We start from the raw sequence: 14,938 nt of genomic DNA, 5'->3' as shown, positions 1-14,938 counted from the left end.
CGGGGTGGAGTTTCGGAGCAACCTCCGCTCGATCGTCTTCGAGCTCGAGGGTCGGCGGCTCAAGTCGGTGGCCACGGACCTGCCATACTATTTCCGGGTGGCCCGGATCCCCGGGCAGGAGCGGCCGATTCTCCTCGCCCAGAAGATGGGGAGGAATTTCACGTTCTCGGGGCCGATCCTCCAAATGGCGTGGAAGGATAACAAGTATGTCGAGGAAGGCTCCCTTCCCCTCCCCGACGAGGACGCCTGGCTCTACGACGTCACCATCCTGGACCTGGGGGACACGGGACCAACCGCCGTCTCCTCGGTCAACTGGAGGGGGCGCCTGCTGGTCCAGAAGGATGGGAAGGAGATCTGGAAAGGGAAGGAGAACCTGGGAGAGGTGGAACATGCCGGATTCCTTCAGACCCCCCGGATCACCACACTACCCGAGAGTCTCGCGTCGACGACGCAGCCGCGGCCGGAAAAGATCGCAGAGCGGCGGGTCATCGGGCGCAGGATTCTTGCCGGCCGACCGCTGTTCGGCAGCGGAAAGGTCGAGTTAATCACGGTCGCGAACAGCGTGCACATCGGCTTCACGCTCCTCGGCAAAGGAGCAGCGGGTGCCTCGGTCGTGGGCTACGTCCACTCGGGTGACACGTTTGAAAAGCACTGGGAGACTGAGCCGATCGAGGGGGCCGCCCGGGACGTGACGCTCGCCGACTTCGACGGCGACGGACGGCGGGACGTGGTCCTCCTCTCGGACGTCAACGACACGACCTCCTTGAACCTCTTCCTGTTTCGACCAAGGAAGGGAGCGTAAGAGGAAAGGAAGGAGTCACACACACCAACAAACGAGCAAACGCGAAAGGAGGGGTGCGGATGGCGTGAGAAATTGAGGCGGGGGTACAATTGTGAAGCACGTAGACCGTAGAAGAGAGACACGAAGAGACGAACGATAACAGTTCGGTCAGGATCTTCACTCTTACCCGGAAGGAGGTAAGGGAATGAAAAGACGATTACTCCTCTTCCTGGCCATCGTGGTTTCAGGAGCGTTGCCGCTGTCGGCGTGGGCGGACGTCACAATCGCCAAGACCGCCGACGGCACCGAATTCAAGTTCGGGATGAGTACGAAGACGCAAGTCTTCACCCTCAAAAACCTGGACCTCATGGGAGGGAATACCGACTTCAGGAGCTTCATCTCGCCGAATACGGCACTCGGGGACCAGGACGTGGGCCTTCATCAATTCGGCAACCTGTTGTTTACCTTGGAGAGAGGCCCCCTCCGCATCCACGCGAACCTCGAGATGGAGGCTGCCATGGATGGCAACTCCGTGGATTTCAACAACTTCAACCTCGAGCGGTTGGCTCTCTACTACAAGTTCCCGACCATTGGAACCCTGGCCGCCGGATTCGACGTCCACGCCTTCGATCCCGAAGGGGGACTCATCTACACGGACGAGCACCCGGGCATCTGGCTCGTCGGCGGCGATGACGAGATCTCCTGGGATTTCGCGTGGCACCTCAGTACGAACTGTAACCGCGGGGCTAGCCTCACCCAGAACGCGGCGGCGAGTGGAGCACCTTGTGCTGGACTTTCTAGGAGCGGCTCCTTTGCGCAGCAAGAAACGGATATGCAGAGCCAATTGTTCATGGCGCGAGGGAACTTCAACGTGGGGAACGGCACCGTCGTCTCCCCCATGTTCGTCTACTACAGGCGTCACCAGCCACTCAGCGATACCATCAACGAGTTCTCGGATCCGTTGGGGGTCACCGGAGCAGGGACCATAGGTGGCTTTTCCACCGGTGACAAACTTACCTTCGGCGAGGGCTCCTACCAGAATCAATACCGTCCCGGCGCGGCCGTCAAGGCCGACGTCGGAGGGGGGATCACCCTCACGGGTCAGATCGTGGGTCTCCTTGGCACGGTCAAGCAAATCGATGCCGCTTACCTGGGTGGTATCACGCCCGCGGGCGGGGCCGTTGGGGTCTCGAGAGAAGATTTCGACATGCAGTCCTGGGCGCTGTTTTTCGAGGTAGCCATAGACGGATCCGAAATAGGGCTCCCACCAGGCCTGACCCCGTATGTGAACTTCGATTTACGCAGTGGGGATGGTGATCCGTTCGACGATAAGTACACGGGCTACGTCGCGGTCTCGGACCTTTCCCAGGCCCTGCGAAAAGACGGCTTCAAGAGCCAGTCGATTACATCCTATGGCCCCTCAACTATTGGGGCAGGCAGCCAGGATGGCTGGGGCTTTGACACAGTCAGTCGAGGCACGGGGCCGGACCTGGGAGGCATCCTCCCGGACGAGTTGCAGGGAGCCGATGGCACCACCTTCAACAACCGGGGTGGGAAAGGCGGCAACCCGGGCTTATTCAAGATCGCCGGCGGCGTCACAGGCAAGATCGACCAGCACTGGGACACGCACGTGGGGTTCAATGTCATGTGGTACGCCAAGTCTGATCCCCTCCAGGCCGAGGCGGCGCAGAACTGTATCGCCCGGGGCTGGTTGGCGGGTTGCACCACCGTTCCTGGCCTTGGCGTGACCGACCCGGTCAGCGTGCGGGCCGCGCAGACGGTTCTGGCGGCCAACGGGGTCGACCTCGACCAAAAGTACATGGGCTTCGAGTTTAACGCCAACGTTGGATATACCTTTGCCGGTGGCCTCCGGTTCCAGCCCTACTTCAGCGTGTTCGTTCCGGGGAGTGTCGTTGAGGATCTCAGCGATGCCTACCTCTCGACGAGCTCCACTAGTAGGATCAGAACCAAAGAGACCGCCTTGACCCTCGGCTTCGAGTTTGCGGCTGCGTTCTAAGCAAGCGCTGATCCAAAAAGAGGTAGGGCCTCCGGGCCCTGCCTCTTTTTGCCCCACATGGGGTCAAGTCTTTTGTTGACAATTATCGCCATTCCGCGTTAATCCTTCACCATGGCCCGTCCACTCCGCATCGAATATCCCGACGCCGTCTATCACGTCTTGAACCGCGGCACCGCCCGTCAGCGGGTGTTCCGAGAGCCGCCCCACTACCAACTGTTCTTAGCGGGTTTGGCCGAAGCACACACACGCTGGGGCGTAGAGGTCTTCGCTTACTGCCTCATGGGAACGCACTACCATATCTGCCTTCGCACGCCTGCGGGAAACCTCTCTCGGGTCATGCGTCATCTGGACGGGACCTACACCCAACGCTTCAACCGGGCTCGCGGGCGCGACGGCCCGTTATTTCGGGGCCGGTACCAAGCTACCCTTGTAGAAGCAGAGGTCTATCTCACCGCAGTGGTGCGCTACATCCACTGGAATCCGGTCCAGGCAGGACTCGTGAAACGTCCCGAAGACTATGCATGGAGCAGCCATCACTTCTTCCTCTCTCCCAAGAAGGCGCCCCGCTGGCTGAACATGGCAGAGGTGCTCGCTCCCTTCGTCAGTTCGAAGGCCTTCCATCGTTTCGTCCTGGCGGGAAATGAGGCAAGCCTTGAGCAGTCCTATGCCCGAGGGCGGCAGAATCCGATCCTGGGGGGAGAGCGGTTTCGGGATTGGGCCCGCAGGAAAGCAAAAGCCCCCGACCGAGAGCATCCCCGGGAGCAGCGGCGCGCGTTGCGTCCAACAGAGGATGCGGTTCTCGGTGCAGTTGCAAAGGAATATGGGGTCCCCCTCGCCAGCCTCAGGGAGGGGCGGCGAGGCCGGTCGAATGAGGCGCGGAAGGTTGCAATGTACTTCGTCCATCGCCTATGCGACCTCACATTGATGGAGACCGCTAAACGCTTTCGAGTGGAGAGCTACGGGGTGATAGGCTGGGCCTGTACCCAGATGCGGCACCGAATAGCCAGCGACAAGCGGTTCCGAATCCGGATTGCGGGAATCGAGGAAAGAATTAGTCAACAAAAGACTTGACCCCTTCTGCGGCCGCGTTCTAAGCACGCACGGATCCAACGAGAGACAGTGCTTCCGGGCCCTGCCTCTTTTTTTTTGTCTAACATTCATTAACATTTCCCCTCTCCCCCTGGGAGAGGGCGAGGGTGAGGGGGGAAAAGCACTGGGAAAGAGCATATCGAGCGGTCTTCCCTTGCCTCTGCGGGTTTGCCACGGTAGAATCCGTTAACCGATCACCGAGGGTTTTGGTTCACCGTGAACGGCTTTCACGGTCATCGGTCACCGGTCGTCGGTCATCGGAACTGACTGCTGATTGCTGTCCAATAAGGAGATCCCCCGATGTACCAGGACAAGCCCCGCGATGGCGTGAGGCATCCCGACCGGTGGGTGGCGCTGCTGCGGATCGCCGTGGGGCTCTGGTTCCTGCGCGGGGGCTTTCGGAAGGTGACGCTCTTCTTCTGGGGAGGCTTTATCCCGCTGCCCGCGGCGACCGACCGATGGATCGGCTTCATGCCAAAGAAGGTGGCCGAGTTTGCCGCCGGCAATCCCATAACCTGGTACAAGGAATTCCTCGAGGGCACCGTCTCAAATAATCCCAAGATCTTCGGCTTTTTCACCGCCTGGGGGGAGTTCAGCGTGGGGGTGGGGTTGACGCTGGGACTGCTGACGGTGCTTGCCGGCCTGATCGGCCTGCTCATGATGATAAGCTACTTTTTGGCCAGCGCCTGGATGGGCTTTGGCCCGCAGGGCTTCCACCTGCTCTTGATTGCCTGCATGATCGTCTTTATAGGAAGCCGGGCGGGACGCTTTTGGGGACTTGACGGCCTGCTCATCAAGCGCCGCCCCAAGCTCCGCTCAATCTCGTTCCTGACCTAATCGCCCTCCGCATCGAGACACTCGCCCCCACCAGCTCTACTCGACAGGCCTGGACCCTTCTCTCACGTGAAAGCACGATCTCCAGACGGCACTCTGCCCTCCGCTCTCTCGCAACGGGCTGATCTACTGTGACCCCTTGAATATGCGCTTGACACGCTGTTTTAGAACGTGATACACGGGGGAGCCAGTCGATCAGCATTACGGGTCCGACATGTCGAAGGAGCGCGTTTCCGTGATACGGGTCCTCCGTATCCAGGTTTTCCACCAAGTAAGGTCTTTGATCCTTATGGATTTTTGAGAAAGGGGGGATAACGCGGTTTCGGTTTTCCGACCAGATGCGACACGTGGGCTACTGCTTCAAGCAGACGGAGGGATCCAAATGAAGAGAAAACGATACGTGCTCATACCCACAATATTTATGCTCCTTTGCGCGCTCACGCTTTCCGGATCGAATACGGGGGTGGCGAATGCTGCTAGCCCCAAGCGGCCCAAGCTGGTCTTGGTGTTGATCAGCGACGGGTTCCGAGCGGACTACCTGGACCGGTTTGGCGACCTGTTTGGCAAGGGGGGCCTCAAGCGCCTGATGGAGGACGGAGCTTGGTTCACCAACGCCGAATTCAAACACTCCACCACCTACACCGCGGTGGGACATTCGGCAATTCTCTCCGGAGCCGGTCCGGGCCTGAGTGGGCTGCCTGCCAACGACTGGTACGATCGAAAGACAGACAGCCGGGTCTACTGTGTGGAGGACTCTTCCGTCAAATTCTATGCTGGCGGCAAGAAGAAGATCAAGAAGCACGCAGGGAGCTCGCCCCGGAACTTCAACGGGACGACGGTCGGGGATGAGCTTCTCCTGGCCAACAGTTTCCAGTCCAAGGTCATCTCGATCTCCGTCAAGGACCGCGGGGCGATCCTGACCGGGGGCAAGTTGGGCAAGTCATTCTGGTATAGCTCCTCGTCGGGGAAGTTCGTCACCAGCCAGTATTATTATAAGAAAAACCCAAAGTGGTTGGATGCGTTCAATGCCCAGAAGCTGGCCGCCAGCTACTTCGGGAAGGAGTGGAAGCTGCTCCGGCCCGCCAGCGACTACGCCCGCTCCGCCCGGGACGACCGGAAGTACGAGACCAACTACAAGGGGGTGGGCCGCACCTTCCCGCACAAGCTCACCTCGGGACTGGAGAAGCCGGGCAAAAACTACTTCAAGATGCTCCGCTTCACCCCCTTTGGGGACAAGGTCACCCTGGAGCTGGTCAAGAAGGCGGTCGTGGCCGAGAAGCTCGGGCGGCGAGGTGTGACCGACCTGCTCTCGGTGAGCTTTTCCTCCGTGGACTACGTCGGCCACGCCTTTGGACCCTACAGCGTGGAAATCCAGGACACGGTGCTGCGGCTGGACCGGACGGTGGCCGACCTTTTCAAGTTTTTAGACAACAAGGTCGGAATGGAAAACGTCCTGGTCGTGATGACCGCCGACCACGGCATGGCACCCATCCCCGAGTACATGCAGGAGCTCGGGGTGGACGCCGGGCGGATTAACCCCAAAGACATGGCCAAGGCCATCGATAATGCCCTGGACAAGGCCTTTGGTCCCGACGACTGGGTCGCGGCCTGGTGGAACCCGAACGTCTATCTGAACGTGGACACGATCCGCAAAAAAAAGCTCAACCCCACGGAGGTCGAGAATGTGGCCGCCCGGTTCCTCCTGACCTATCCCGGAGTGGCCAACGTCTTTACCCGGACCCAACTGGTGAATGGAACGGTCACCAAATCGGAACAGGGCCGGAAGATGATGGCGGCCTTCAACGTGGCACTGAGCGGAGATGTCTTCGTTGTCCAGAAGCCCTACTGGTACCTCTTTGCGGCGCCACTGCAGTACGGGACGACCCACGGCTCCCCGTACGACTATGACAGCCGGGTCCCCATCATTTTCATGGGGCCAGGTGTGAAAGCGGGGCGCTACGCCACGAAGGCATCGGTCTATGATATCGCACCGACCCTGGCTACGCTCATCCGGGTGAGTTCCCCGAGCCTCAGCGTGGGCCGGGTGCTGCACCAGGCGTTTAAGTAACCGTACCCTTGGGGGCCCTCCTTTGTGTTTGCGGAGGGCCCCCGTCTTTTTTCCGCCGCGGTGATTGAATTAGCAGAGGTTCAGAAGTCCTACCCCATGGGAGGCGGCGAGTGGCTGCCCGTCCTGGACATCCACGACTTCACCGTCCCCACAGGGAGTCGCTGGGCCATCGTCGGCGCGAGCGGGACGGGGAAGACGACACTTTTCCACCTGCTCGCCGGAATTCTTAACCCCACGACCGGCAGAATCCGGGTGGCCGGAACCGACGTCACCACTCTTCACCCGGCCGAACGGGACCACTTCCGCGCCCGGAATATCGGCTATGTCTTCCAGAGCTTCAACCTCCTAGCGGCCTTTACCGCCCTGGAGAACGTGATGCTGGCCATGCGGTTCTCCAAGGCGATCCCTCAGCACCACCATCGTGCCCGCGCCACACAGCTGCTAGAGCGAGTCGGCCTGGGACACCGCCTGGTCCACAAGCCCGCCCAACTCTCGAACGGGGAGCAGCAACGGGTGGCCGTGGCCCGGGCCCTGGGGAACCGGCCCCGGCTCCTCCTCATGGATGAGCCCTCGGCCCACCTCGATACCGAGACAGCCCAGCGAGTGACAGAACTGGTTGGCGAGCTGTGCGCCGAGGGAGAGGTGACCCTGCTCGTGGCAACCCATGATCCCCACTTGCTCGAGAGCGTTGACCACGTGGTGGAGATGCAGGCGATCAACCGGGTCCTTGCCCGGGGGGCCGTCGTATGACCCTGGTTCAAATCGCGCTCCGGTACTTGCGGGCCCGGTGGTTCCCGAACCTCTTGACGGCGGCATGCGTCAGCTTGGGGGTCGGGCTGCTCGTGGCGGTCATCGTGGTCGCCCGCGGAGTCAAGGAGGGACTCCTGCTGGGGACCTCACCGTACGAGATGATCGTTGGGGCCAAGGGGAGCCCCACCCAGGTGGTCCTGAGCACCGTGTTCTTCCTGGATGTCCCTACCGGAAACATCCCCTTCCATGTTTTTCGACAACTCAAGCAGCACCCTCGGGTCACGCTCCTGGTCCCGGTGAACCTGGGTGATAGCTATAAGGGTTTCCGGATCGTCGGGACTACACCTGACTATTTCACCCCCGTGTTTCAGTTGGGGCGGCGCGAGCACCGCCTCCGGGTCGCCCAGGGCCGCTTCTTTGCCAAGGACTTTGAGGCGGTCATCGGAACCACCGCGGCTCGAGAGACAGTTCTGGCAGTCGGCGACCAGTTCCTGGGCATTCATGGATTAGAAGAAGGGATCGGAGAGGAGCCGGATCCGGCTCACCGGCGGCAGTACACCGTGGTGGGGATTCTGGCGCCCTCAAGCACCGCCGCCGACCGGGCTATCTTCACCACCATGGGAAGTGTTTGGGCCGTCCATGGCCTTCCCACCGCACCCCTCCAGGAATTGCTCTCGCGGGGAGAAGGGCCCCCGATCACTGCCCTCTTCCTTCGGGCCCAGAGCCTCATGGACCTGATGCTGTTGGCAACCCAGCTCAATGGTGGTCCCGACGCCCAGGCCGTCTTTCCCGGTCGGATCATGGAGCGCTTGTTTAGCATGTTCGACATCGGGGAGACCATCGTGGAGGCCATCGCCCTCATGGTCCTCATCGTGGCCGCCACCACCATCAGCCTCTCCGTCTTTGGTGCCACGATCGAACGGCGCCGGGAGCTGGCCACGCTGCGGGCCCTGGGAGCCAGCCCGGGCACTCTGGTCCAGCTCCTCCTGTGGGAATCCGCCATGATCTCGCTCCTGGGGACGGTCGCGGGGTTCGGCCTGGGACGAGGGGCGGCCTATGTCGCGAGTCGAATCATCGAAATCTCCAGCGGGATTTACGTCCCTGTCTGGCACTTCTCGCTGCTCGAACCCCTCATCCTGGGGGCCATGGCTGTCCTGGGCATCCTGGCCGGACTCATCCCGGGCCTCACAGCCTATCGGATGGAGATAGCCGACCACCTGGTCTCTCTTGCCTAACCAACGTTCGAATGCTATAAGTCAACTACCTGGATTTGAGGCCTGCAAGGGGAGAATGGCGCATGGGACGGCGAGCAGTTCTTATCGGGATACTGATCGCGGTGTGGGCAGGGACGCTAGCCTGGGGGGAACAGAATCCCACCCGGATTAAGTTCGGCGAGTACTACAGCAGCAAGAAGACCGAATACGATCTCGTCCGACCCAACTTCCGCCTGGAGTACACCGAAAAGCTCAAAAATCTCCAGGGAAAGCCGGTGGAGCTGGTGGGGTACATGGCCCCCGTCATTCCGTATGACGGATCCTACTTCATGGCGATCAAGCAGCCGTTCGACGAGTGTCCCTTCTGCTCTGCTTCCTTTGATTGGGCCGCATGCACGACGGTCTTTATGAAGAAGGGCCAGCGGGTCCAGTACATGGGGGGACCCGTCCGGGTGGTGGGGATCCTGGACATCGGACAGAAGAAGGATGCCACGGGCCTCGAAAGTTGGGTCCGGATTACGAACGCAGTGGTCAGCCGGCACAAAAGGTAAAACCCTAACAAGAGCTTTCCTCTCTGCTCTTCCCCCCATGCCTCACCCCGATTGGCGCGCCCCGGCACTGTTCCTGCAGCGAAACCTGAAGAGGGTATCCAAGACCTCTGTGGGCCTGGCGCATTCGCTTGGATCATCGATAAGCAGACGGGATGTGAGGAAACAGGTGGCGCAGACGATCCTGTTGTTTGACATTGACGGTACCCTCCTGTCGGCTGGAGGGGCCGACCGGCGTGCGGTGCTCCTGGCATTCCGAGAGCTGTGGGGGGTGGACGCGGCCGTTGACGGCGTGCCGGTACACGGGCGGACCGACCCAGAGATCATGGAGGAGATTTTTCTCGCATGCCTGGGCAGAGCGTCCGGCGCCACCGAACGCGAGCAATTACACAGACGATACCTCATCCATTTGGAAAAGGAGCTAGCCACGTCCCCCGGTTTCCAGGTTTTGTCCGGTGTTTCCGGCCTTCTGGACACCCTGGGCGCCGACGCGGATATTGTACTAGGGCTGGCTACAGGCAACATTGAGGAGGCCGCCAAGCTGAAGCTGCAGCGGGCCGACCTGCTTGGAAGATTCCGTTTCGGTGGCTTTGGGTCGGACGCAGCAGATCGAGAAACGCTCCTGCGAGTGGCCATCGAACGCGGGAAGGCGCATCTGACGCGGCTGGCCGACCACAACCCCGTGATCGTTGTCGGCGACACAGTCCTCGACGTCACCGCCGGCAAGCGGCTTGGAGCCACCACCGTCGCGGTGGCAACAGGAGGGGATTCCTGGGAGACCCTTGCGACCGCCGCCCCCGATCACCTTCTCCCAGACCTCTCTCAGCTCACGTCCTTCCTGGCGATCCTGCAGGGAGTCCGGGACGGCACGCAGCACGTGAGGTAGCAATATCGCAGGTGGAGCAAGAGTACATCGATCCAAGCGCCATCGAAAAGCCATGAGTAAGAAAACTCGACGCAAACCGAAAAGAGCGCCTCGTCGCAGTTCCCGTGGAAGTACCACGGACGCGCTGGGCCGTGCGATCCTCACAGCCCTCGGCGAGAATCCAGACCGTGCGGAGCTTCGGCGGACCCCAGCCCGATTTATGCAGAGTCTCAAGCACCTGACCAGCGGGGCCAGGCAGGACGTGCATGCCATCGTCCGTTCGGGGATCGTGGCCGACCGGCGCGGCAAGATGGTCGTGGTCCTGAACATCCCGATCATGAGCCTCTGCGAACATCATGTCCTCCCCTTCTTTGGTCGGTGTCACGTGGCGTATATGCCCGACCAGCAGGTCTTGCGCCCAGGCCATCTGTCCAAACTGATTGACAGCTTTTGCCGCCGGCTTCAGGTTCAAGAGCGGCTCACCACACAGATTGCCACGACCCTGTGGGAGGGCGTGCAACCGCGTGGGGTGGCCGTGATCATCGAAGCGGCGCATCTGTGCATGATCATGCGCGGAGTCGAAAAGACGAACACCCAAGCGGTCACCAGCACCATGCTGGGCCTCTTTCGGACCAGCACAAAGGCCCGGGGTGAGCTGATGCAATTGATCGCTCGCCAGCGGAAACTTCCCCTTCTCCAGCACTAGCAGCCGCCCGTCCGCAATCAGCTTCGACGATCGTTGACGACGACCGACGACCGATGACCGCAAAAGCCGTCCACGGTTCACAGTTCATAGTTCACGGATCGAGGATACGGCTTTTACCCTGAACCATGAACAAGGACCCTCGGTAGTCGGTGGTCGGTCGTCGGTGATCGGTCAGCGGTCTTCGAACCTTGCCTTTCGTTGTTTCGTCCGTTATAGTCGCGAATAAGCTTTTTCTTTTCGGTCGTCGGTCATCGGGAACTAGCGCGTGGAAGCAGATATGGAGCGATCCGAAACCCTTTCCGTCGCGATTCAAGCTCCCTTTGATCACGCCTGGGCCCTTCTGACAGACGCAACCAAGCTGCACCTCTGGACAGTCGATTTTGCCGTGGCCCCGCCTGAGCCCCGTGGAGACATGTTTCGGGTGCAGACCCCCCGTGGCGAATTAGACCTTTTCATTCGAGCAGATCAGGCAACCGGGGTCATCGACTTTCATTTCGGCCGGGACGGAAAGTTCCGGTGCTCCCCCAGCCGTCTCGTCCGGACCGAAGAAGGAGTGCTTTATATCTTCACCCAATTCGAGCCGCCGGGGACCGCCCCCGGTTTGTTTGAGACACTCGTGGACAACGTCCGCAAAGAGCTGGAGATTCTCAAGTCGCTTTTGGAACCGAAATGACCGATACGATGCACGGAAACCAGCTAAACCGCGACCCGCGGATGTTGATCGGCGGCGAGTGGCTCCCAGCGGAGGACGGACGAACGTTTCCGGTAATCAATCCTGCCTCCGGCGAGCGGCTGGCGGAGGTCCCGTACGGTGGAGCCGCGGAGGCCCGCAGGGCGATCGAGGCAGCCCACGCGGCCTTTTCGGATTGGGCAGCACGATCGGCAGGGGAGCGTGCAGCTCTCCTGCAGCGTGCCGGTGATCGACTGCTTGCCGATCGCGAACGGCTCGCTCGCCTCCTGACGGCCGAGTCCGGCAAACCGATTACCGAGGCGCGGGGAGAAATCGCGTATACGGCCGCCTTCCTGCACTTTGCCGCCGAGGAGGGCAAACGCATCGGCGGCCGGACCATTCCCGCTTCTTCCCAGTCGCAACGGCTTCTCACTATCCAGCAACCGGTCGGCGTCGCCGCCGCCATTACCATCTGGAATTTTCCCGCCGCAGCCATCACCCGACCGGTCGGCCCAGGCTTGGCTACCGGGTGCACCGTCGTGGTCAAACCGGATGAGCGCACCCCGCTCAGTGCCATCGCAGTCTGCGAGGCCCTTGCGGAGAGCGGGCTGCCGCCTGGAGTGCTAAACCTGGTAACTGGAGACGCCCAGGCAATCGGTCAGGCCTTTTTGGAGCATCCTGCGGTCCGCAAGATCAACTTTACCGGCTCGACCGAAGTCGGACGATATCTGATGCGCCATGCCGCCGATCAGGTCAAGCGACTTACATTGGAGCTTGGTGGACACGCCCCTTTCATTGTCTTCGACGACGCGGACCTCGAGGCTGCGGTACAGGGCGCTGTGGCGTCCAAGTTTCGAAACGCCGGCCAGACCTGTGTCTGTGCGAACCGGATCTACGTCCATGAGCGGATCTTCGAGCCCTTTGCAGCCCGATTTACCGAGCTGGCCAAAGCGCTTACGGTGGGAGATCCACAGGGTGACACTGTCAAGATCGGACCGTTGATCGATAAGGAGGGCTACGAAAAGGTATTGCACCATGTGGAAGATGCCCGCAGCAAGGGGGCCACCGTTCTGTGTGGAGGTCGGCGCCTGGCGGGCGATGCCTTCGCCGGAGGATTTTATTTCGAGCCGACCGTGCTCACCGGTGTCACGAATCGGATGGTGATCATGCAGGAAGAGATCTTTGGCCCGGTCGCCCCCCTCCTCGCCTTTTCCGAGGAAGGAGAGGTGATCACGGCGGCGAACGCCACTCCGTATGGATTGGCCGCCTACTGCTTCACGCGCGATGTCAGCCGGGTCTTTCGCATGGCGGAGCAGCTCCGGTTCGGCGTCGTGGGGATCAACGACCCCTTCCCGGGAACCGTCCAGGCCCCCTTTGGCGGATGGAAGGCGAGCGGGATTGGTAAGGAGGGCGGACAAATGGGTCTGGAAAGCTTTCTCGAGACGAAACTGATCTCGTGGGGCTTGTGAGGAAAGCGTGCCCGCGATCGTAACGGAAAATCTGGTCAAACGCTTTGGCGAGCTCACCGCGGTGGACGGGCTCAACGTCGAGGTCCGTCCGGGTGAGCTGTTCGCCTTCCTCGGACCCAACGGTGCCGGCAAGACAACCACGATCCACATGCTCTGCACGCTGCTCCGCCCAAGCGCTGGGTCTGCCCGCGTCGCGGGCCATGATTGTGTGAAGGAGGCCTGGGCGGTCCGACGGGCCATCGGCCTGGTCTTCCAAGAGAGCACCCTCGACAAGGACCTGACGGTGCACGAGAACCTCTGGTTCGCCTGCTCCCTACAGAACATGCCCTCCCGGCTCGCGCGAGAGCGGATTGACGAGATGCTGCGACTGTTCGAGCTGAGCGATCGGAGGGATCAGATGACGAGGCAGCTGTCCGGCGGCTTGCGTCGGCGACTCGACATTGCGCGTGGCGTGCTGCACCGGCCCCGCATCCTCTTTCTCGACGAACCGACGATTGGCCTCGACCCCCAGGCCCGGCGCCAGATCTGGCAATTCCTCGACACGTTGCGCCAGCGGGAGGAGACGACCCTCTTTGTGACAACCCACTATCTGGAGGAAGCAGAAAACTGTAACCGGGTGGGGATCATTGATCACGGTCGCCTCATTGCTCTCGGCACTCCCGAGGAACTGAAACAGGCGTTCAAGGGGGACGTGGTTCAGGTCCGGAGCGACCAGCTGAGCGAGCTGGCCCAGGCGATTCGCGAGGAGTTCCACATTTCACCGCAACTGACCGAGCGCGGCCTCCTCTTGGAGGTCATGGACGGTGAGGCGTTCCTGCCACGACTGATCCGCAGCTGTGGTGACAAAATCGCGGGGATCAATATCCAGCGCCCATCCCTGAACGAAGTTTTCCTCCATCTGACAGGACGGGAATTCGAACCATGATTCCACTCCGCCCGATTCAGAGTATTGTCACGCGCGAGTTCAAGCGCTTCTTCCGGCAGCGAGGGCGTCTGCTCAGTGCCCTGGCCCGACCCCTCCTCTGGCTCTTCGTTGTGGGGGTCGGCATCAACCGGATCGTCGAGACACCACCAGGGATCTCATACCTCCAGTTCCTCTTTCCGGGCGTCGTCGGCATGGTCGTGCTCTTCAGCTCCATGCACTCTGCCCTCTCGACCGTGTACGACCGGGAATTCGGCGTCATGCGGCTCATCCTGGTTGCGCCCATCTCTCGGCTCACGATCGTGGGTGGCAAGGTCGCAAGTGGCTCTTTGCTCTCCCTGTTACAGGCGGGCATCCTGCTCTGCTTGGCCCCGCTGATCGGGATTCCGTTGGGCCTGCAGCAAATCATCCTCCTGGTCGTATACATCCTTTTGACGGCGGTGACCATCACGGGAGTCGGATTGCTCCTGGCCTCCCGGATCGACTCGCTCGAGAACTTTGCAGGGATAATGAACTTCGTGGTCTTCCCGATGTTTTTCCTGAGCGGTGGGCTGTATCCGGTCAAGCTGTTGCCGGCGGGGCTGCAGTGGGTTATCTATGCGAATCCCCTCGCCTACGGGATCGATCTCTTCAAGCACGCCCTCCTTCCCGGAGTCCCCGGGACGGCCCTCGGGCCCGACTTTGCTCTGGCCTTCAATATCGGAATGCTTCTGCTCTTCTCCACTATCACTATCACTGCCGCCACGGCCCTCTTCGACAAGGAGGCTCGCCTGGTCCGCCTCGCCACCCGGTAGCCCTCTTGAAAGATCTGGTAAGGCTAAACTTGGTAGCATTCTGGTAGCAGCCTGCTCAAAGTATATGATTTGGGTATAGTCGTGTTCGTGCCACTTCATTCCGCGGTGGAGTCATGTGCACATGACCTATGGACGCCGAGCGCCCGCTCCTATTCGGCCTGCGATGAACCTCCTGCCATCTGAGTGCGGGTAAAGGGCCTGGATCCTTGCC

The 14,938-nt window shown here is 60.9% G+C and carries 14 protein-coding genes; all 14 read left to right on the top strand.

What is annotated here, in order from left to right:
* A partial coding sequence (locus O6929_03110) for a hypothetical protein (GenBank protein MCZ6479385.1) occupies positions 1-802 on the top strand: 802 nt, incomplete at its 5' end.
* A gap of 184 nt (positions 803-986) precedes the next feature.
* Positions 987-2,798 carry a hypothetical protein gene (locus O6929_03105; protein MCZ6479384.1) on the top strand — a complete coding sequence of 604 codons (1,812 nt, stop codon included), beginning with the start codon at positions 987-989 and terminating at the stop codon, positions 2,796-2,798.
* A gap of 111 nt (positions 2,799-2,909) precedes the next feature.
* Positions 2,910-3,869 (top strand): transposase, encoded by a 960-nt coding sequence (locus O6929_03100; GenBank protein ID MCZ6479383.1) that lies wholly within the window; start codon positions 2,910-2,912, stop codon positions 3,867-3,869.
* 318 nt (positions 3,870-4,187) lie between these two features.
* Positions 4,188-4,724, top strand: coding sequence for a DoxX family membrane protein (locus tag O6929_03095; GenBank protein MCZ6479382.1), 537 nt, complete (start codon positions 4,188-4,190; stop codon positions 4,722-4,724).
* Between the two features lie 379 nt (positions 4,725-5,103).
* Complete coding sequence (locus O6929_03090; GenBank protein ID MCZ6479381.1) at positions 5,104-6,789, top strand: alkaline phosphatase family protein; 1,686 nt, start codon at positions 5,104-5,106, stop codon at positions 6,787-6,789.
* 60 nt (positions 6,790-6,849) lie between these two features.
* Complete coding sequence (locus tag O6929_03085; protein MCZ6479380.1) at positions 6,850-7,539, top strand: ABC transporter ATP-binding protein; 690 nt, start codon at positions 6,850-6,852, stop codon at positions 7,537-7,539.
* Positions 7,536-8,774 (top strand): ABC transporter permease, encoded by a 1,239-nt coding sequence (locus O6929_03080; GenBank protein ID MCZ6479379.1) that lies wholly within the window; start codon positions 7,536-7,538, stop codon positions 8,772-8,774. Before O6929_03085 ends, O6929_03080 begins: the two co-directional genes overlap by 4 nt.
* 62 nt (positions 8,775-8,836) lie before the next feature.
* Positions 8,837-9,304: a hypothetical protein gene (locus tag O6929_03075; protein ID MCZ6479378.1), complete on the top strand. Its 468-nt coding sequence runs from the start codon at positions 8,837-8,839 to the stop codon at positions 9,302-9,304.
* 166 nt (positions 9,305-9,470) lie between these two features.
* Positions 9,471-10,187, top strand: a complete 717-nt coding sequence (locus tag O6929_03070) for an HAD hydrolase-like protein (protein MCZ6479377.1) — start codon at positions 9,471-9,473, stop codon at positions 10,185-10,187.
* Between the two features lie 52 nt (positions 10,188-10,239).
* Entirely contained in the window at positions 10,240-10,872 is a 633-nt protein-coding gene (gene folE, locus O6929_03065) for a GTP cyclohydrolase I FolE (protein MCZ6479376.1), read from the top strand.
* 277 nt (positions 10,873-11,149) lie between these two features.
* A complete protein-coding gene (locus O6929_03060) occupies positions 11,150-11,545 on the top strand; it encodes a hypothetical protein (GenBank protein MCZ6479375.1) in 396 nt (131 codons plus the stop codon).
* Positions 11,542-13,011, top strand: a complete 1,470-nt coding sequence (locus O6929_03055) for an NAD-dependent succinate-semialdehyde dehydrogenase (protein MCZ6479374.1) — start codon at positions 11,542-11,544, stop codon at positions 13,009-13,011. The genes O6929_03060 and O6929_03055 overlap by 4 nt, the downstream gene beginning before the upstream one ends.
* Positions 13,012-13,018: 7 nt before the next feature.
* Complete coding sequence (locus O6929_03050) at positions 13,019-13,936, top strand: ATP-binding cassette domain-containing protein (protein MCZ6479373.1); 918 nt, start codon at positions 13,019-13,021, stop codon at positions 13,934-13,936.
* Positions 13,933-14,727, top strand: coding sequence for an ABC transporter permease (locus O6929_03045; protein MCZ6479372.1), 795 nt, complete (start codon positions 13,933-13,935; stop codon positions 14,725-14,727). Before O6929_03050 ends, O6929_03045 begins: the two co-directional genes overlap by 4 nt.
* Positions 14,728-14,938: the final 211 nt, after the last annotated feature.

The organism is Candidatus Methylomirabilota bacterium (assembly GCA_027293415.1).
Lineage (GTDB): Bacteria > Methylomirabilota > Methylomirabilia > Methylomirabilales > CSP1-5 > CSP1-5.
Note: the sequence above shows the minus strand (reverse complement) of the source record. Positions and strands in the feature narration are given on the sequence as shown.